We start from the raw sequence: 21116 nt of genomic DNA, 5'->3' as shown, positions 1-21116 counted from the left end.
AATTCTGTTCCTTTTATATAGTTCCATATTCCGATTCAATTCACGGGAATAGGCCACGTGTACTTGGCAGCCGTCATATCCGTGCTTCCCCCGGTATAAGACGGTATGGAAGAAAGGTTCCACCTCTTGTAGTTATAGAATAACTGTCCTTCACCCAAAAACTCGCGAACATACTGGGTACGAATCTCCGCCCGGAATTCCTCCGGGGTTGAATGCTCTGTCAATGTCGTTCTGGAAAAACGTTTATTGATAAATGTACTCAAGTAACCGTATGCCCCTGCCAAATCACTCTGTTGTAACGCCGCTTCGGCCGCAATAAGATATGCCTCGCCTAGTTTGATCATCGGGATACGGGGCGACGTTTCACTGTCTTTCACCAAACTCGTGGAATCGAATTTAGGAAGCATACTAACCAGATCCGTCTTGAACCATTTGAAACGCAAATCGTCCGCCGCGCTTGCTTTCCATGACGCCGCATCCACTACGTCGGACAACGGGATGCCCCGTTCGGCAAACAATTCGTTTGAAAGCACGCTAAAGTCTTTATCCGCGGGAGCTAATCCCCAGAGATGCTCTACCGAGAAACCCAAATCAGTTCCCGCCGTCGTGGCAAAGGCAAAATACCCGTCGTCGATTATCGCATCCGCACAACTCCGTGCATCCGTGTATCCGGCACTTGTTCCCAACACGAGGGAAACCCGTGCTTTCATACCGAGAGCGGCGTAATAATTCATTTTCCAAACCCGGTCTGCCGGCTTCGTGCCGAACAAAGCATCCGTGTTATAGCTTTCGCCCGTGGAAATCGGATCGTATTTCTTCAGTTCATCGATTGCCGCAGTGAATTCCTGCACAATCTTTGTCACAAGTTCCAGATTCGTCAACGATAAAGGCTCTGCCTTCGTACCTTCCATCCACACCACACCTTTAAAATTAGCATCGGCGGTTACCGAAGGATGGAAAAGACGCACCAACTCATAATGCAAAGTAGCGCGCAACGCTTTCAACTCGGCGAGCATCATCTCCCGCGACCCCTCGACAAAGACCACTTCTTTTTTCTTTTGCAACAGCCGGGTCAGATTATTACAGGAGTAAATGGCATGATACATCTTCACCCAAATACCCGAAGCCATTCCCCGAACCAATGAAGATTCATAATTGAAATCGGAGATCGGTTTTAATGCCTCGTCCGGGACAAACGTCTGTCCCAGAAACTCCACTCCGCCCAACGTCAGATTAGCTCCATACAAATCCCTATCGCGGATTTCGGTATATATTCCGTTCATGGCATTCCGAAAAGCGGATTCGCTACTGAACAATGCCTCTTCATCAATATAATCCTCCTTAGGCGCAACATCAAACCAATCGTTGCAAGCACTAAACAGAAGAAGCGACAATACTACAATATAATATTTCTTCATAATCATTCTCATTTAAAAAGTGGCTTGAAGAGAGAAAGTAAAACCGCAGGCGAAAGGATAAATCAATCCCCGTTCCATCTTCGCGGACGAAGAGTAAAACAAATCATTGCAACTTACCCCCAGTCGTAAACTCTTCATGTACATCTTTTCCGCCAAAGCCGTATCAAAACGGTATCCCACGTGCAAAGAAGAAAGAGACAACACGTTCCGGGTTTCCACGAAACGGGAAGTCGGCAATGTTAAAGTGTTCTCAAATCCTTGCCATTTTGCATTCTGTCCGGCTTTTTGCCATTTGTCGCGCATCTGCACGGGACCATTGGCGTACAAATCCGCCATATCCACGAACTCGGCCGCTTCTTGGTTGTACACCTTTCCGCCCAGCGAATAGCGGAACATACAATTAAAATCCCAATTCCCGTAATTCCCGGATAACCCGAAACTACCCGCAAACTTGGGCGTAGGATCTCCTTGACAGGTAATATCATCGACATTCCACACGCCGGTCTTCCCGTTCGTACCAACATAAATCTCTTTCCCGGTAGCCGGATCCACCCCGTCTGATTTCACGGCATAAATAGCATTCACCGCTTTACCCTCCGTCAACTGCCGTCCCGTTTCCGCGTACGCTTGATTGTATTTCACCCGGTAATAATCGGGAACCGTCACCAATTCATTCTTGTTCATGATCCCGTTCACGAGCAGGTTCAGAGAAAGTCCCTCTTCGTCCTTCCATATCCCGGCATTCAAAGAAAACTCCAACCCGGAATTCCGTATCTCACCGTCATTTACCCATTTCTCGTCAAACCCGGTCACGACATCGCTCTTTTTCAATACCACCAGATCTTTGCTCAAAGTATTATAATAACGGGCTTGAATATCAATTCTTTCCCACATGGACAACTGTAACCCGACATAAAAATTACGGTCGCTTCTCCACTTCAAGCGAGGATTATAGTTATTAATCTGTGATAGAGTTACCAACCCCAACGAATTTTTGATCCCGTTCAAATAAGGATTGTCGATATCATAAGCATACACCGGATTCACTTGATTATAGTCAAACTGGTATCCGGGTACTACCCCCACTCCCGCCTGAAGAGTCAGACGATTCAATAATTCACATCCCGCGAACATCTCTTCCCGGTGAATATTCCAACGCCCGTTAATCCCCCAAGAAGTCGCCACTTGTTTTTTGGGCGCCAAACGGGACGATTTTTCCACCCGCAACACGGCATCCGCCATATAACGATCGGCATAATCGTAACTGATCACGGCATAGCTACCGAACAAACGGTCACGAAATTCCCTTCCCCCCGGTTTTCTGTCAAAAGCGTATTTCTGGGCAAAAGAAATGTAATTCATGTGATCGCTGGCAAGCCCGACACCGGTATAATTATCGCTATACACTTTAGAGGCATACGAGTGAATCCCCAACAAGGCATTCAAACGGTGATGCCCAAATTCATTCCGGTAATTCAGCATCAGTTTCTCCTCGTAAACCGTCGTGTTGTTCCGACGCACGGCATATTCCCCGGCAAGCTCGGAATCCTCGATCGGCAAGCCCATAAACCGGTATGACTTCGGGGAAACAAATTGATCTTGCTTGTTAAAATCCTTCGAGAAAGCAAAATGTCCCGACAAAGTCAATTCCTCCGTGATCTGCCACGCCGCTTGCAGGTTATTAATCACCCGTGTAGTCCTGTTCTTGGAAAAACCGGACAGCGTCGTCTCGTAAAACGGAGAAGGCTGAGGATTAAACGTCCCGCTACCCAACTCGGCCTCCGCAACTCCATCCTCAGAATACTTCCGGTAATACGGGTTGATAGCCATATAATTCATAAAAATCCCGTAAGGAGAATCTTTACTATAAATCACATCCACTCTCAACTCATCCGACACGGATATCCCTCGGTGGGAATAATTCAAACGGGTACCCACGGCATACATATCCCGTTTGGAACCTTTCATGATTCCCTTGTTTCCGGGGGTTGCCAATAAATACACTTGATAAAGCATGGAATTATCACCACCCTCCACTTCCAGACGGTGTTTGTGGCGGAAAGGCTTCTGAAGCGGTACCTTCAACCAATTCGTGTTACCGTTTTTCAAACGTGTCCGGTACAACTCCTCGTTCCCGTCATACAATCCCATCTCCTTCTCTAATGCCAACTTTTGCTTGGCATTCATCAGATCGTAACTACTCAAGTCAGCCATGTCCACTCCCCCGTCAAAATGATAACGTATCCGCAACGTACCGGGACGGGTTTCATTAGTCGTGATCACGATCACGCCATTTCCTCCCCGTATGCCGTAAACCGCCATAGCCGCGGCATCTTTTATCACACTCACGCTTTTTACCCGATGTATATCAAAATCAGCCAATCGATCGATCGAGATTTCGTAACCGTCAACCATAATCAACGGTAAAACATTCTCCTCCATGTCGGAGCCGAGTATGGATTTCTTTCCCCGTATATCAATCGTTTTGGGTACATAATTCGGATCAGAACCATATAATTCAGCGTCACCTGCCACCCTCAGAGATGGTTCCATCACCTGAAGAGCCTTTAACAGGTCTGTCGGATGAAATCGTCTTAATTGCTCACCGCTAAAATAATCTCCCGCACTCCACGTCTTCCCCTTTTCCCGTGAATTCTGCACCTTCTCCCCCGAATCCACTTGAGCCATTGTAACAGCGGTGCTCCCTAAAAGAATCATTCCGAGCAACAGACCCCGAACAGAAGCATTCGAACGAAAAATTCCCGGATACTTCCTTTCCTTCACACGCAAAAGTTTAATCATAAGTTACTGTTTAAATGAATTAGATAATAATGTTTAGACATTATTCCTCCTGATGATAATTTTACCGTCCCGATAATCCAAGCTGAAAGGGATACCCGTGGAACGGATAACTTCCAACACACTGTCCAGATTATCAAAACGCTTGAACTCACCAGAGAAATGGTAATGATCCAGAATCGAATTATCTGCCTCGTAATCAAAGTCGTACCAACGAGATAATTGATGTATCACTTCGCGCAAAGTGGAATAATTAAAGACAAAATACCCCTCTTTCCACGCCGTGTAAACGCGAGGATCCACCCGACGAATCGAGATCCCTTTATTAGTCGGGTTATAGGCACTCTGTCTGCCTCGTTCTGATAAAACTTGATGAATATCGGGGTGATTCACAACACCCACATCTACACATCCTTCTAATAAAGTAGTGTAAACAAGAGATTCCCCGACATAGGCATTTATATTAAACTCTGTTCCTAAAACCTTTACCACGTGATCTCCGGAAATCACTTTGAAAGGTCTTTTCTCGTTTTTTGCAATTTTAAAATACGCTTCTCCTTGAAGGTAAACAACACGCTCCGCATCAACATCATTCACGAAATACCGTAACGTGGACTCCGAATTCAACCAAATTTCACTACCGTCCGCCAACACCAGATGGTACTCCGCACCCTTAGGTACAACCAATTTATTATACTTTTCCTGTACTTTCGCTTGTTGTTTGGAATAAATGAGAGTTTTCACACCAACCTCAATCCCTTCTTTTTCTTCTATAAATTGTACCCTTGCATTCAACTCTATCGAGGTATTATCTTCCAAGTACAACACGGGAACACCCCGTCCCGGCACGATTTTGGCTATCGTTTGGTGCACGTCCTTCTCCTCATCCCCCCTCACGTCGCGTAACATCCAATACATAGTAACACTCAAGAATATAACCGCGATAGCCGCTGCCGCACTCCAAACAAATCTCCGTCTTCCGACACGGCGTCCCGTGGAAGCCTGTTCTCTCACTTTGGCTTCTTTCCACGCTTTCGTCACATCAAAATTCTTGTAAAATAACGCTTTCTCTTGGATAAAATCGGGATTGGAAATCTTTTGAAACAATTCATCTTTCTTCTCCTCAGCTCCTTCCCAACCGGCTATCGCCCGGTTATCCTCCTCCGTGGCTCTACCCAACACCTTCTTTCCCACACTCTCGCCAATCTTGATTGCTTCTACGATCTTTTTCATCTGTCTGTTTTTTTATTGTTCCTTTTCGACGGTTACAACACCCAAGTCGAAAAGTAAGACGACATCTATTTCAAAAAAATTAGAATTTATTTGTACACATAGATACAAATACAGGAACAACACACTGTAATTCAATTAAATAAAATTTTACAGCATGATTAAAAAAAAATAAATAAAATACACACTCAGTCCTAATAACTGCTGCTTTTAACACTCGTCATCCGATCTATTCCCTCCCGGTAAAATTAATTTTTAATACGGAAACAGGATTAAAAGCAAAATTCTCAATTCACCTAATCTTTCCCGAAGATATTGATACGTCCGGGCTTTATGAGTTCTTACCGTATTCACGGAAATACCCAATTTCTCGGCAATCTCCTCATTCGAGTAACCGTCCAACGCCAGTAACATTACTTGACGTCCCATGTTTGACAATTTTAAAATCTCTTCATAAATCATACGGGAAGCCTCTTCTTGGATGATCGTATCGATAAAATAAGATTTATCGGCAAGATCATTCTGCATCTGTTGCTCCTCGCTCGCGTGTCGTGAAGTAATCTTTTGGTGTCTGATGTAATTCAAGCATTTATGACGTATCGTCTTGTAAAAGAAAGCCTTCACGTAATAAATATTCTTGAATGAAGCACGTTGCTCCCAAAAGGCTACAAATGTATCTTGTACAACATCCTCACACGTATCGTCCTGTCCCAAATAATTACGGGCAAAAGCAACAAACAAGGCAAAAGAATCATTGAAAAATTCTTTCAATTTTCCCGGATCACCTTCTTGCAGTTTCTGAAAAAAAATCTCGTCCGTAAATTTACCTTCCATTCTTTCTGATATTTAAATTCGTACACGTCGCATGAAATACCATGTAAACAGATACATCCGGGACAAATATATACAAAAACCTTATAGAATCAAATTTATCTTTAAAACCATTATTATCTATTTTAGTGCAAATAGAATGATACCCAATACAGTATAGATTTACATTGCATCGGAGGAATATAATATCTTTTTTACGATAATCAGGCATAAAAATAGAGTGGGACAAAAAAGTAGTCGGAAGAAAAATCTTCCGACTACTTCTCTTTATTTAATCGTTTTATATTCCATCGATTACATCCACACTTCTCGGATATCTTTTTTAAGCATTGATAATCCATACCACACCCGCATTGCTATTTATCACCCGGAAGGGGAGTATTTGAAAGGTTTGGTGTTGTACGTGGAGTAGTATCCAACAATTTTTTTAAAGTCCCGACGAGCTGATCCCAATGATCACCCCCGCTGATATCCAATATCACGGTACCGTCGGGACCAACCAGTACCAAACGGGGAATCCCGGTAACGGACTCGAATTGCACGGGATTTTCCACCACGCATTCTTTCATCCGGATATTATCCCACGACACATTTTCTTCTTCCAAAGCCTTAAGCCACTTGCCGCGATCCTCGTCCTTGGATATACCGATAATATCAAACTTCCCCGTCACATGATATTTCTCGTGTAACATCTTCATTTTCGGAGTCAATCCCCGGCAGGGAGAGCACCACGACGCCCAAAAATCAAGCAAAACATACTTACCCCGGTAATCTGACAAACGAACGGTCTTTCCCTCGGGCGTTTTAGACACGAACTCGTGCATCATACCCGTCAACCGGGTACGATACATCTTTTCCATGCGCCCGGTCAACTTATCCAACAAGGTATCCCGTTTCACCCGAACGGGCAACTCCATGTGTACTCCTACATAATCATTCAAATCCATCAATCCGGACGCACTTCTTAAATCTTCCAAAGTAGTCGGTTCCTCAATCCGATTACACACCGTATTATAATATTCTTGTTGCATCAACATTCTCACCTTCCGTACCAACTCACTCCCCCTCTCATCTTCCAAAGCCAAAGTATTCAATTCCCCGCCCCACGCGTAAGGATAGTACAAATTACAATAAACATATTCGGGTGTATAAATTTTCGTGTACAAATCCAATTGACTTGTAACCCGTCCCGGAATCTTGTATCCTTTCTCCCCCAATTCTTGAACCACCTTGTGCTTCAAACTCAAGGGCATATTCGCTACCACTAATATATCCCACAACCGTCCTTTCCCGAAAGCCCGTTGAATCACCTCGCCATACTCCCCGTCACGTTGACGTCTTAATTCCTGAAGCATATCTTCAATACTATCCAGCGTATTCTGGTCTTTCGCCAACCACCCATTCATATACTTTTCTGCCAAAGCAAGTTTCTCTCTCGTGTATTGTTCCGTTATCGTGTTGATCTCGTAATAAAGCACACCTGCCACATCCCCTCGTATCTCCACTTTCAATGGTTCCACTGTTTCCACGGCAACCGTCACCCGCTCCCTTTCTCCGACAAAGAATACGGAAGAAAACCCGGACTCGGTCGCCAACCTCAATACCTTGGGTGCATAACGGACATCATAAACCGCCCGCCCGTTCTCGAAAGACAAAGGCACCATTTTATCCCACACGAACTGATATTGTTCAGAAATCCACAACGGCTCATCCCCTTGATAGAGAATCTCTACGCGTTGCCCGCGAACCACCATCACGACCAACATGATTCCGCACAAAATACAATATTTTATCTTTTCCATCATTCACTTGTTTATAGATTAGTACTCATCGCTTTCCGGGGAACATTATAAATATCTTCCCCTCTCAACTCTTTGGCAATGATCCGTCCTTCCGGATCAAGCAACAAAATAAACGGTATAGCCGTCCGGTTAAAAAATTGGCTCAACACATCTTCCGTGTCATGCAAATTCATGAAAACATCCATTTGTTTTTTCCGCAACGCCTCTTTCCACGCACCCTCTTTCTGGTCGGTAGAAATGGTTACCACTTCCAGTCCCTTGTCATGTAAAAGTTCGTAAGCCTTCCGCACGTTAGGCAACTCGCCCATGCAGGGCCCGCACCATGATGCCCAGAAGTCTATCAACACGTATTTTCCCCGGTAATCCGCGATAGAAACTTTCTCGCCATCCTCCCCGGGCAAAACAAAATCAGGTATCACGGCACCGATCACCGTTTTCAACTCTCTTTCCCGGTAAGTCGCTATCCTTTTATAAAAAACATCTTCCCGTATGTCTTCTCCGGTAAACATCTCTAAAGCTTTTCCTAACATTTCCAACGAGAAACGCTCCTTGATATCGTGCAATATCATCACTAGTGCCCATGAATCCGGGTTCTCCTCGATCATATCCAAAAACATCTCGTTCTTCACGGAAACTTCCCGGTAAAAAGCATTCCGGGCAAGAAACATACGTTCCATTGCACGATAAGCACTCAAAATATCAGACTCCCGTCCCCCATCCACGACCATATCCCGTCGTGTAAACCGATAACCGCTTGAATTAAAAAAATCAGGTTTCCCGTGCAATAAAACATTATAAGCGTACATTTCCGTCGTGTCTAATATAAAATCAGTTGATGCACCTTTCCCCTTCACGCCTATCGCCACGCAAACAGGCGCCAAAAACTCTCCCGTGAAAACAACTTGCTGCCGTTCATCCAACACGGCAGAATCCCGCTTTTCATAACTTTGCCCGTCAAACCCGAACAAATAAACCGTATCCCCCGGCACGCTACCATTCCCGTAAATCGAAACCGTTAAACGATAAGACGGGGCGGAACACCCCACCAGTAACCACACGTAACATCCAATGAATAATATAATACTTTTCATCCTGTTCATTTAAAATTAAAAAATCATTTATCTCCCACCTCGCGCAATATCCGGTAAATCAAACCGCTCGACACGAAAGGCAAATTATTCCATCTCAACACCCCTTCCGGGTCAACGATCGCGAAGTGCGGTATTCCCGTTATACCCAACATCTCGTGTACCCCTTTGGCACGCCCGTTCCAACGCAACTGCACGCCCTCCATTTTCTTCTCCCGGAGCAAATTCTTCCACTTCTCCCGGTCAGCCGTCTTATCTACCGACAAAGACACAAACACGATGTTCTTTCCCCGCAACTTTTCCTCCATCTTCTTCAAATAAGGTATCTCGCTATTACACGGCCCACACCATGTTGCCCATACATCCAAAAATATCCAAGAACCCCGGAAAGAAGACAACCTCACCTCCTCCCCGTTCACGTCCTCCCCCGACAACTCCACGACACATCCCGGCATTACCCATTTTCGCTTCGCCCGGGAAACATCCTGCTTGTCCAAATTCTTCCGGATAAACTCCGCATAACGGGAAGGCAAACGCCGGATACATTTCTCCACGCTCTCTCGTTCATACGGTTTTACCCAATACAAAACATCAAGAAAATTCTCGTACACGAGCCGCTCCCTTATCTCTTTCGCAGCATAATACTTCGCCAGCCGTACCTCATTCTCGTACATCTGCCGCCCGGGTCCCAACAATCGGCGAGGATCCTCCACCCTTAAATAATCGGTATAAACCTTCAACACCTTCCAGTAAGTCGGAGAGCAGATCACCCGCTTATCCTTGGAATCCGGAATCACTTCCGCCAACTGTTGCAACACCTCCCCCGGAAATTCATAAAACGTTCTCCTCCCTCCACACGCTCCACAAGCTTCATACATCCGGTAATACTTCAATTCCGTGCGAACGACTTTCCCGAAATCTTTCGCCTCCCCCGGGTGCATCCCTAGATAACGTTCCAAACGAGCGTGCAATGTATCACACACGCCATCCAGCGTCAGATCTCGTACACTCTCAGATACCAATTCCGGCACCGCCTTGGCATAATAAAACTCTTGCTGGAAACCCGCCATCTCGTGAAGGAACAAATTCCGTTCGGCACACAAACTCCCGTCATCTTTCACTTCCACTCGTTTGTTCTCTTTTAAAACAATTTCCAAGCACTCCCCCGGGCAAAGAAAAAAATAATAATCGTGGAAATTCACCCGAAACACCTCCCCGTAACACGGCATCCCCTCCAACACGACATCCCATGTATCCCCCGCCTTTAATTCATAACGCTTTTCCTCGTGATTCACGATACAATCACTTTTCACGTCCAGTTTCACACGTGCCGGTTGCCCCTGCCCCGTGGAAAAAAGCCCGATAAACAGGCAACAAAATAACAAGTACTTCATCAAAATTTGGTTTTAAGGTTGATTTATCTGTCACATCCTAAAAACAACTCACCCCGTGAAAGTGTCTAAAAGTTTTTCCCGCCAGTTGATACAAAATAGCACAAAAATCCATAAGTTTGCATCGGTATGAAATCATCCGAAACAGATATAACATTTTTGAACAGACTGAATGCACGAAACCACGAGGCATTTCAACTCTTGTTCCGGGAATACTTTCAAGATATTGCCTATTACGCCGGCAAAATATTGAAAGACATGGACGTTGCCGAAGACATAGCCCAAGACATATTTGTACGTTTATGGGAAAAAAATAATCATTTTGAAAACTACTTGGCGCTGAAATCATACCTCTATCTCTCCGCCCGCAACAGTTGTTTAAATTACATCAAACATCACAATATAGTGCTTGAACACGCGCAAACCCAAAAAACGAAAGAAACGGAAGAGAACACGTGGAACACCATCGTAGAAACGGAGATCATCAGCCTCCTGTCCGACTACATCCGTCAACTCCCCGCGGAATGCGCCAAAATCATGGAACTCGTGATGCAAGGATACAACAGCACGGAAATTTCTACTTTGACAGGAGCCTCATCCAGCACCGTGAGATCCCAAAAACAACGGGGTATTGCCCTTTTGAAAAAAATAGTGTCGCCCGAATTATACGCCCTGTTCATCCTCTTTATGCAACAGACACACTAATCCCTGACAACCACTTGTTCTCTCTCGAAAAACAAACACTCCGCTTGGACTTTCACATGTAAAACTGAAGTATTCCCGTGAATATACTACCTTTATTTTACCGCAACAAGACACCTACATGGGGAATAATTTAAAAGAACAACAATCCAATTACAAACAAAATGCAATATTTTTTTATTGTTATAGGAGTTTCATGGAAGTATGATAGAAGTATGATAGAAGTATCTCCCACTGAACTATAAAAAAATGGTAAATAATATCCCCGTCACGGGTAAGTTCTAGCGGGGATTACCTATAATAATGTACAGTTATTCCTATACGCAAATTTAAAAATCACAAAAAAACACCATTCCTTTTAGACACTTTCCTTATGTCAGTTGTTTTATTCATAAAAATACAGACATGAAAAAGGTCGAAGATAAAATAAAAGAAGCCCAAGAGATAGCCCGTCAAGTCGAGGAAGCCTTGACAAAAGGCAATTGGGAACAGGTGGCACCCGACAGTCCCTACCTGCACGAGGAAGTAGGTATCCCCGAACGGCTACACGAAAATATAAAGCTACACGACAGCTTCGACACGGAAAAGGCTCTGCGGACATTCATTTCCGCTACCCGTCCGGCACGGCGCTTCCCCGTGCTCTACAAGTACGTTGCCGCTGTTGCTTGTTTCCTGATATTTGGAATCGGTTATTATCTTTACCAAAGCACAAGCTCATCAACGGGCAAGACCGAACTCATGGCAAAAAGTGCCTACCTCATCTTGGACGACGGACGTCAAGTTGATTTGAGTCGACAAGTGCAACTGGATTACAACGGCACAAGGATTATCAATTCCGACGCGGGAAAAGTTTCCTATCAAAAAGCACAAGATTCCCCTTCTACTTCTCCCAACAAGTTGATTGTACCGGAAGGAACAGAATATTCGCTGCAATTAAGCGACGGAACAAACGTGCACCTGAACGCGGGAAGCACACTTGTTTTTCCTTCTACTTTTGACAACGCATCCCGCGTAGTAGAACTTTCCGGCGAAGCCTACTTCGAGGTAACACATTCCGGTGTCCCGTTCATTGTCAAAAGTAATGTCATGAACGTGAAAGTATTAGGAACCACGTTCAACATGACTGCATATCCCGGCGATCCGACGGCAACAACCACCCTCCTTACCGGGAAAGTTGCCGTTACCTGCCATACGCCTTCGGATACGCTTGGTCAAACAACCGTACTGACACCGGGGCTACAAGCCTGTTTCCATGTACAGGAAAACATCTTGAAAGTGGATTCGGTGGATACGGCAGAACGGATAGCATGGACGAGAGGCGAATTTGCTTTCGAGGATGTCGAGTTAGGAAGGATCATGACCATCATCGGAAGAAGTTTCGCGCTGGATGTTGTTTTCGATAACCCGGAATTAAAAGATATCAAATGCTTTATATCCATACAAAGAGATAAAGGATATAACGAGATATTGAAAATACTCCACCTCGCGACAGGAGTAAAGTTCAAAAAAGAAGGCAATGAAATCCGAGTATATAAATAAAATCGGGAAATGGTGACACATCTCCCGACTTAACAGATTAAATTATTGACCAATAAATTAACCCTTAAAACCATTACAAAGCTATGAAATAAATTAATGTTTTCCTAACGAATAAAAGTAATGGGTGTGAAAAAAATTATGCTACTGACGTTTTTGTTAGTCCTGTTGGGGACTTCCGGGGAAGCGTGGGCTCAAAAAATCAGCATCCATGTGAAGAATGCCACACTGGAAGAAATACTAAAAAAGATAAAGAAAAAGACAAAACACGATATGGTGTACAAAATGGAAGACGTGAGAGAAATACAAACCCTAAAGTCCGTGAATCTTGATAACATGGAATTACAGGCAGTTCTGGAGCATTGCCTGCAAGGGACTTTTCTGACTTTCCGTGTTTACAACCAAACCATTATTATCACGAAACGGCAGGAAGAGCCAGTCCCCTCCATGCGTACAATCACCGGGATCGTTCGGGACGAAGACGGATTCCCGCTTGCCTCCGCCACGATTCTGGTGAAAGGCAGTACACGGGGCACCGTCGCCGACAAAAGCGGATGTTTCATCCTCCGTATCCCGGAAGGCACGGGGGCAATTCTGAGCGCAAGTCACGTGGGGAAGAAAACGAACTACACGCCCGTTTCCCCCGAATCCGATTACCGGATCACTCTTTTGAACGACGTGTCGCAGGTAAAGGACGTGATTGTCAACGGGTACCAGATGATCGCCAAGAATGAAATGACGGGGGCGACCTCCACGGTAAAAGGCAAAGACATACGCACGCCGGGAAGCACGTCACTTGAGGCAGCGTTCCAAGGAGCCATAAACGGGTTGGAAGTGATGATTCCTTCCGGGAATATAGGAGCCACGGGACGCATGAAAGTCCGGGGCACTTCCACTATTGTCGGGAACCCGGAACCCTTGATCGTGGTAGACGGTATCATCCGGGAGAATATCTGGCCGTTCGATCGCAACTCGTTATATGACTTATTGAATAATAACGACTTGACAAACTCAGCCCGCTCCAGTATCATGGGAAACAATCTTTCGGGTATCAATGTTGACGATATTGCCAGTATCACCTTGTTGAAGGATGTGTCCGCCACGGCAATCTACGGAATCCGGGCATCGAACGGGGTGATTGTCATCGTCACGAAACAGGGTGACGAGCAACGGCCTACCGTGAGATTCCGTGGCGATATCACGTTCAGTCCCATCCCGACATACAGGAATACCGGGGTTATGAACTCCGCCCAACGCGTACAGCTATCGAAAGAAATCATCGAGACAGGTATCTCTTTGCCGGCTTTTCCCCGGGAGATCGGTTACGAAGCGGCATACCTGAGAATGATCAACAAAGACATTTCCTATGCCGAATTTAACGAAGAGGTAACCCGGCTTGAAAAAATGAACACTAATTGGTTCAAAGCATTGGGACGCACGGCGATTAGCCAAAACTATCATTTGAATTTCAATTCCGGGAAAGACGGAATGGCTTATTACGCCTCTTTCGGGTATCGTAAAGAAAACAGTTCCTATATCGGGAATGACAGGAACACTTACACCGGAATGTTGAACTTCAAGTTCAATTCATCCCCCAAAATAAAATTAGCGCTCCATATTTCCGGTTACCATATCACGACATCCGGTTACTACACGGGAATCAATCCCGAACAATACGCCTTAACCACGAGTCGCGCGATCGCTAAAGAGCAATTTTACTCGAACGGAAAAGCGGTGTTATTATCATACCGAAAAAATGGCGTGTTACAATATACCAGAAATGACGTTCATTTCAACCTGTTGCATGAACTGGAATACACGGGCAATGACAACAAAACCTCGGAATTAAATCTGGGTGCCCATCTCACGTGGAAGCCTCTGCCCTATTTGAATCTGACGGTTACCCCTGCATGGTCTCAAGGCTCGAATGACAGCGAGTTGTGGGCTGACGCTCGCTCATGGAACGCGGCTCTTTTACGAGGTGCCGATTACGGGACTACAAGTTCCGGTGAAGTGGATGATCTGATACCATATATCAGTCCGCTTCCCTCGGGCGGTGTACTCGATTACATGAAAAATACCCGCCAATCTTATACGCTGAAAGGACAATTGGATTTCCGGCAAACGTGGGGAGAAGCGGTATACCATTCTCTGACAGCAACCGTCGGCGTCGAAATATGCGAAAACAAATACACGGGGAAACAAGGTATCGAATGGGGATACGAGCGGGGCAAAAACAAGACGTTCACGCACGACTACACCTCCGCGGCGGAAAGATTCCGATCGGTACAAGATTATTTCCCCGGCACTGAACTTGCAGAATCGTACAATACCTTGCCGGACGACCACGACCTGACTCTAATCGACAGGGTGGAGAACACGTTCTCCCTGTACGGGACAATCGGCTACACTTACGACAGCCGTTACACCCTCTGCATCAACGTCCGGAATGACGCTTCCAATCGATTCGGGGAACGCACGAACAATCGTTTTTATCCCGTGTGGTCTGCCGGAGTCCGTTGGGATATCCACCGGGAAAAATGGTTCCCGTCAAAATCGTGGATCAATGAAACAACCCTACGAGCCTCCCACGGCAGACAGGGAAACGTCGTTACCAACGTTTCGCCGCAAGCATTAGTCAGTCATGTCCCGAGCGATCCGATCACGAACGAAAACTACTTGCAATTGGAACAATTGCCCAATCCCGATCTGAAATGGGAAAAAACTATATCATGGAATTTGGGATTGGATTTGTCTCTACTCCAAAATACACTGGATATATCATTTGATTATTACAAAAAAGAAACCGAAGATATCGTGGTCGAGAAAGAGATTCCCATCGAGAACGGTTCCCGCAAAATGTACATCAATAGCGGGGCTATCGCCAGCGAAGGGTACGAATTACAAATAAAAGCCACCCCGGTATCCACTCGTGACTGGACTTGGAATATTGCATTCACGATGGCTTACATGAAAGACATTTTGAAAAAAAGTTATACCGACGAACCAATGCTTGAACGTTTCACGAATGGCAATGCCGCCTTGGACGGCTTCCCCGTATCCGGATTTTGGTCTGTCCCGTTCATCGGGTTATCCCCCAAGAACGGGGCTCCCCTGTTCTCGGTCATAGACCAGATCAGTGGAGAAATGCAAAAAGTGTCCGGTTCCCTACTGGATTATCTTGTTTACAGCGGGGACAGCGAACCCCGCATGTCCGGGGGACTGAACACGACTATTCGATGGAAGCGGTTCTCGCTGAATGCCATGTTCAATTACCAACTAGGGCACTACAAAAGACTCAACCCGTTCATGACGAGTAACGCCAGCGGGATGCTTGCCATCCCGAATGCCGCACAAAACGCTTCCACCGAATTGTTGAACCGCTGGCAACAACCGGGAGACGAGAAATTCACGAATATCCCGGCATTGCAAATAACCGATGAAGATATATCCGCTTATCTCCCGGATAACTCGTTGAGTTTGGGGGATTACAACGCCGTGTACCGTTATTCATTGTACAACCGGAGCACGGCACGTGTTGTCTCCGCCAGTCACTTACGGTGCAATCGGATGTCACTGAATTATCAAACAAGCATTACCCGGGTGGCAGATATCAACCTCGGCATAACGGTAACTAACCCGTTTATTATCAAGAATCATCGATTACGAGGACAAGATCCGGAAGTCATGAACATGAATGCCGAATCATATTCCCCGACGATGAAGCGACAACGGAATTATTCCATCAGTGCAGAATTTATTTTTTAAACCAAGAATATAAACCTAAAATCAAATTAATGACAGACAAATTATCAGATCATTTATTAAACCTTAAAACCAATTTTATGAGAACAAGAAACTATCTGTTAATCATTAGCCTCCTGCTGACACTCTGTCAAGGATGCGTAAAAGAACTCCACGAGTTGCCTCCTCGTCCGGGGTTGGTCGTGAAATTAAACGGCATCGAAAGAGATTCCATTATCGTCGCACCCGGCGAGGAAATCACGGTTGACGTGGAATTTATCGCGAACCAAGGCATCATTCAAGAATTATATATCAAGGACAATGCCGGAGTGTATTTACCCGATTTTCCATTGACGATGGACTCGACCGAACTACAAAACAAAAACCGATACACTTACTCGTTCTGTGCCAACGACTATCTGCCGGAAAGAGGATCGCATTATCAATCGTATAATTTTCAAGTAGTTTGCAAAGACAACAATCAACCGAAACAGTTGATTAATAAAACAATAACAATTCTGATCGCGGACGAGTTAAAATCTTACACGGTAACTTTAGGCGCACAAGGAAATACTCAATACGGTAATTTCCTAAACATCAGCACAGGTGAAGTATTTACATTGGAACAAGTACGCCAAATGAACCTAGAAGAACTTTTGCACATCGATGTATGTTATTTCTATGGTGAAGAGGATGAAGTAACCAGCTCTTATCAAGAACAACACTTGTACCCCCTAGCAGGTGTACAAAGTTACACAGCAAGTTGGCTAAATCTCACGAACACATTTGAAGCGATGGCCTCTTATAAAATTCCGGCGTTGGAACAAATCAACGGAATAACATTCGCACAACATATAATCAATGCCTCACCGAAATATATCGATGAATATCAATACACCACGGATCTGTCGAGTTACGGTAATCCAACAAGTAGCAATGCAACCAATCATCCCACTTGGGAAGGTATTTATATTATGTCCATGTACAGATACTTGAATTGGCCGTCAAACACGACGGAAAAGGAACACAAAGTTGCCGTTTACCAAGTGAAAGAAATCGTGCCCGGTAAAAAAGGATACATTACCTTAAATATCAAGGCTGCACCGCAATACCTTTATTAATATAAATAAAAATTCAAATGAAATCGATATATATAAAACAACTTGTAACCCGGATATTATTTATCCTGTTGTTTACACTATCGGGGATCGTACATGCCCAAAACAACACGGTCAAAGTGACCGGAACCATTTATGATGAAGCCGGTGTCACTTTACCGTCTGTCACTATTACCGTAAAAGGACAAAAAGGAGTCGGAGTACTTTCCGATAAAGATGGAAAATTCACGATTTCCGTCCCGGAGGGAACAACGCTTGTTTTCTCGTTCGTGGGAATGAAAACCCAAGAAGTGATAGTCAATCAAAAACAAGTTCCCTACAAAATTACTCTCAAAGAAGACTCCCAAGCCATAGAGGAAGTGGTAGTCACGGGTTACCAGACACTGAAACGCCATGAAGTCGTGGGTTCCACTTACACCGTGAAAGGCGATGATATCCGTATTGCCGGTATCAACCGGGTAGACGCGGCGCTCCAAGGCATGATCCCGGGAGTCAGTATCACGATCCCTTCCGGTCTTATCGGTACCGCACCTCAAGTAAGAGTGCGGGGAACTTCTACCGTAATCGGAAACGCTTCTCCCGTATGGGTAATTGACGGCATCATTCAAGAAGATCCTCTTCCTTTTGCCGGAACACAATTGAATGACATCCTTAGTTCGGGCGACTTGAGCAGTTCTATGGCAAGTATCTCCGCGAGTAGTATTTCCGGTCTTAACCCGAATGACATCGAAAGTATCACTTTCCTGAAAGATGCCTCGGCCACTGCCATTTATGGAGTAAAAGCCGCTAACGGCGTTATCGTAATCACAACCAAAAGAGGTTCCAACACGAATGGAAAAATAAATGTAAATTTCCGGTCGGATATTTCCGTCACCCCAAGAAGAACGTACGGCCAAACCGACCGGATGAACTCTGCCGACAGAGTAGCCTTGTCTAAAGAGATCGTCGAATCGGGAGTCCCGTTCACCAAATTTCCACAAAATGTCGGATACGAGGGTGCTTACCTGCAACTTATCAACAAGGAAATCTCCATGGAGGATTTTAATGAAAAAGTTACCCGTCTTGAAAAACAAAACACGGATTGGTTCAAACTACTCGCTCGTAATGCCGCCAGCCAAAATTACTCATTAAGCCTAAGCGGTGGAAATGACAAAATCAATTTCTACGGTTCCGTGGGGTTCAATAAATCGTTGAGCAGTTACAAAGGCAACGACCAAAGTAACAAAACCGTCAATTTCAGCGTGGATGCCAAACTACGTAGTAATCTGCGTACAAAATTTCAATTCTCCGCCAGTCAATCCGAAACGAACGCTTTCTACACGGGAGTCAACCCGGAAGATTACGCGTTGAATACCAGCAGAACAATCGCTTCCGATGAATGGTACACGATAAACGAGTCAAAAGCTCAATTCTATCTTTCTGACATTACAGCAATTAATAGAGATATCCAATACAATTTCCTGAATGAATTGAAGCATACCGGGAACGAGAACAAAAACACAAAATTCCAAATCACGGGAAACATCATTTGGAATATTCTTCCGGAATTAAGACACGAGCTGACCGGTGCATTTACAAGAAACAGTTCCGAAGCCAACGCGTGGGCGGATGACCATTCCTATGCCGTTTCTAAAATTCGGGGAGCCAACTACGGGGAACTTGTCACCGGAGAAAGCGATTCATGGCTCACTCTTGCATCTGTACTCCCCTACGGCGGTATCTTGAATTACAATTCCATAACTCAACAGAGTTACACTGTCCGCAACCAGCTCAACTACGGGAAAGCTATTGATAAGGAAGGGAACCACGCAATCAATATCGCCTTGGGACACGAGATCAGAGGCAACAGCTATATCGGACAGGAAGGAACTGAATACGGGTACATGCCCAATAGAGGTAAAAGCGTGGATTACAATTACAGCCAGCAAGCAAACAAGGATTACGTTTTGTCCATTTATCCCGATTCAAAATACAGTGAAACCGTAAATGTACCAACATACGCGGAACGTCATTCCATGAAACTGACGGACAAGATAGAAAACTATATGTCATACTATGCCACCGTGGGATACTCCTACGCCACGAAATACACGCTATCTTTCAGTTTCCGTCAAGATGCTTCCAATAAATTCGGGCAAAACACCAACAATCGTTTCAACCCGGTATTGTCTGCCGGAATCAGATGGAACGTCAGCGAAGAAAATTTCATGCGTCGTTTCGGGTGGTTATCCAACCTCACGCTGAAGGCTTCCTACGGTACACAAGGAAAAGCTCCGGATATCAGTCCTTACCTGATCGCCAATTTCAACATCGCACCGGATATATTAACCGGAGAGCAATATTTATCCATCAAGAACTTACCCAATAAAGACTTGAAATGGGAAGAAACCCGAAGTTTCAATGGCGGTATCGAATTATCTATACTGGATGACCGGATATACGGAAGTATCGACTATTATTACAAAAAAACAAAAGACGCGATCACGTACGTGAACATCCCTATTGAAAACGGAACAAGTAATATGGCTGTGAACAACGGGACATTGGTCAACAAGGGATATGACATATCTTTAACCGTTATCCCCGTAAAAACAAAAGATATCAGATGGAGCATCAGTGCCACTTCCGGCTTCAACCGCAACAAAGTAAAAGACAACGTGGACAATGCCACACTCGAAAAAATCACGGAAGGAAGCGTCATTATTGACGGGTTTGCATTGAACAGTTTCTGGTCATTCCCGTATATCGGGTTATCCGACAAGGGAACCCCGAAATTCGCCGTCATAGACCAGACTCCCGGTACCACGACAAAGGTCGAGAGCGGAACTTTATTGGATTATATGATTTACAGCGGAGTAAAAGACCCGATATTCAGCGGCGGACTATCTACCCTATTCCGGTACAAACAGCTTTCATTATCTGCCTCTTTCAATTTCCAGTTGGGACATCACAAACGCTTGAACCCATTCATGAAAAGCCAAACGACAAGTGGCACGAACGGGCAATTAAGTATCCCGAACCCGGAGAAAAATGCCAGCACGAAACTAAATAAACGTTGGAGGCAACCGGGTGACGAAAAATACACGGATATACCGGCGCTTCTCACGCAAGACGAGGATTTGAGCAAATATTTGCCAGATAACTCACTGACATTAAGCAATTCAGGTCAAGTATATCGTTACCAGATGTATAACCTATCCGATTTCCGGGTAGTAAAAGCCGATCACATCAGATGTAACAGTATTTGTCTGGCATACGCTTTACCCAGAAAACAACTGGATAAAATAAAACTCACGAACCTCACCTTTGCATTGACAGTAACCGATCCTTTCGTGATTAAAAGTAAAGGACTCGGCAAACAAGACCCGGAAACCCTTAGCACGAGCGCTACCAGCATTATCCCGGTCGTTGACCGCCAACGCAAATTCTCGTTAAGTGTAAGCCTTGGTTTTTAATC

The 21116-nt window shown here is 44.9% G+C and carries 12 protein-coding genes; 5 read left to right on the top strand and 7 right to left on the bottom strand.

The annotated features are described in order from the left end of the window. Positions 1 to 35: 35 nt before the first annotated feature. From H8S64_RS04465 to H8S64_RS04435, 7 genes are all read right to left on the bottom strand, one after another. Entirely contained in the window at positions 36 to 1418 is a 1383-nt protein-coding gene (locus tag H8S64_RS04465) for a RagB/SusD family nutrient uptake outer membrane protein (protein WP_186975150.1), read from the bottom strand. 12 nt (positions 1419 to 1430) lie between these two features. Then, complete coding sequence (locus H8S64_RS04460) at positions 1431 to 4220, bottom strand: SusC/RagA family TonB-linked outer membrane protein (protein WP_186975149.1); 2790 nt, start codon at positions 4218 to 4220, stop codon at positions 1431 to 1433. Between the two features lie 33 nt (positions 4221 to 4253). Further along, positions 4254 to 5450 carry a FecR domain-containing protein gene (locus H8S64_RS04455; protein WP_186975148.1) on the bottom strand — a complete coding sequence of 399 codons (1197 nt, stop codon included), beginning with the start codon at positions 5448 to 5450 and terminating at the stop codon, positions 4254 to 4256. A gap of 252 nt (positions 5451 to 5702) precedes the next feature. Beyond that, the gene (locus H8S64_RS04450) at positions 5703 to 6281 is read right to left on the bottom strand and encodes an RNA polymerase sigma factor (protein WP_186975147.1); all 579 of its coding nucleotides are present in this window, start codon (positions 6279 to 6281) and stop codon (positions 5703 to 5705) included. Between the two features lie 353 nt (positions 6282 to 6634). Beyond that, positions 6635 to 8080, bottom strand: coding sequence for a TlpA family protein disulfide reductase (locus H8S64_RS04445; protein ID WP_186975146.1), 1446 nt, complete (start codon positions 8078 to 8080; stop codon positions 6635 to 6637). Between the two features lie 11 nt (positions 8081 to 8091). Then, entirely contained in the window at positions 8092 to 9171 is a 1080-nt protein-coding gene (locus H8S64_RS04440; protein WP_186975145.1) for a TlpA family protein disulfide reductase, read from the bottom strand. 23 nt (positions 9172 to 9194) lie between these two features. Beyond that, on the bottom strand, positions 9195 to 10562 hold the full coding sequence (locus H8S64_RS04435) for a TlpA family protein disulfide reductase (protein WP_186975144.1): 1368 nt from the start codon (positions 10560 to 10562) through the stop codon (positions 9195 to 9197). A 126-nt stretch (positions 10563 to 10688) separates the two neighbouring features. On the opposite strand from H8S64_RS04435, the gene H8S64_RS04430 reads away from it, so the two are divergent. The 5 genes from H8S64_RS04430 to H8S64_RS04410 all read left to right on the top strand — a co-directional run bounded on the left by H8S64_RS04430 (position 10689) and on the right by H8S64_RS04410 (position 21114). Then, entirely contained in the window at positions 10689 to 11264 is a 576-nt protein-coding gene (locus tag H8S64_RS04430; RefSeq protein ID WP_186975143.1) for a sigma-70 family RNA polymerase sigma factor, read from the top strand. A 402-nt stretch (positions 11265 to 11666) separates the two neighbouring features. Continuing rightward, positions 11667 to 12800 (top strand): FecR family protein, encoded by a 1134-nt coding sequence (locus tag H8S64_RS04425; RefSeq protein WP_186975142.1) that lies wholly within the window; start codon positions 11667 to 11669, stop codon positions 12798 to 12800. A gap of 126 nt (positions 12801 to 12926) precedes the next feature. After that, the gene (locus H8S64_RS04420; protein ID WP_186975141.1) at positions 12927 to 16565 is read left to right on the top strand and encodes a SusC/RagA family TonB-linked outer membrane protein; all 3639 of its coding nucleotides are present in this window, start codon (positions 12927 to 12929) and stop codon (positions 16563 to 16565) included. 77 nt (positions 16566 to 16642) lie between these two features. After that, positions 16643 to 17662 (top strand): hypothetical protein, encoded by a 1020-nt coding sequence (locus tag H8S64_RS04415; RefSeq protein ID WP_141560946.1) that lies wholly within the window; start codon positions 16643 to 16645, stop codon positions 17660 to 17662. Positions 17663 to 17679: 17 nt separating this feature from the next. Further along, complete coding sequence (locus H8S64_RS04410; protein ID WP_186975140.1) at positions 17680 to 21114, top strand: SusC/RagA family TonB-linked outer membrane protein; 3435 nt, start codon at positions 17680 to 17682, stop codon at positions 21112 to 21114. Positions 21115 to 21116: the final 2 nt, after the last annotated feature.

The sequence above is a fragment of the Butyricimonas hominis genome, from assembly GCF_014287455.1.
GTDB lineage: Bacteria > Bacteroidota > Bacteroidia > Bacteroidales > Marinifilaceae > Butyricimonas > Butyricimonas muris.
Note: the sequence above shows the minus strand (reverse complement) of the source record. Positions and strands in the feature narration are given on the sequence as shown.

Coding starts and splice junctions, on each gene's coding strand:
- H8S64_RS04445 (WP_186975146.1), bottom strand. CDS start 8,080: ATGGAAAAGATAAAATATTGTATTTTGTGCGGAATCATGTTGGTCGTG.
- H8S64_RS04430 (WP_186975143.1), top strand. CDS start 10,689: ATGAAATCATCCGAAACAGATATAACATTTTTGAACAGACTGAATGCA.
- H8S64_RS04415 (WP_141560946.1), top strand. CDS start 16,643: ATGAGAACAAGAAACTATCTGTTAATCATTAGCCTCCTGCTGACACTC.
- H8S64_RS04455 (WP_186975148.1), bottom strand. CDS start 5,450: ATGAAAAAGATCGTAGAAGCAATCAAGATTGGCGAGAGTGTGGGAAAG.
- H8S64_RS04465 (WP_186975150.1), bottom strand. CDS start 1,418: ATGAAGAAATATTATATTGTAGTATTGTCGCTTCTTCTGTTTAGTGCT.
- H8S64_RS04425 (WP_186975142.1), top strand. CDS start 11,667: ATGAAAAAGGTCGAAGATAAAATAAAAGAAGCCCAAGAGATAGCCCGT.
- H8S64_RS04450 (WP_186975147.1), bottom strand. CDS start 6,281: ATGGAAGGTAAATTTACGGACGAGATTTTTTTTCAGAAACTGCAAGAA.
- H8S64_RS04435 (WP_186975144.1), bottom strand. CDS start 10,562: ATGAAGTACTTGTTATTTTGTTGCCTGTTTATCGGGCTTTTTTCCACG.
- H8S64_RS04440 (WP_186975145.1), bottom strand. CDS start 9,171: ATGAAAAGTATTATATTATTCATTGGATGTTACGTGTGGTTACTGGTG.
- H8S64_RS04410 (WP_186975140.1), top strand. CDS start 17,680: ATGAAATCGATATATATAAAACAACTTGTAACCCGGATATTATTTATC.
- H8S64_RS04460 (WP_186975149.1), bottom strand. CDS start 4,220: ATGATTAAACTTTTGCGTGTGAAGGAAAGGAAGTATCCGGGAATTTTT.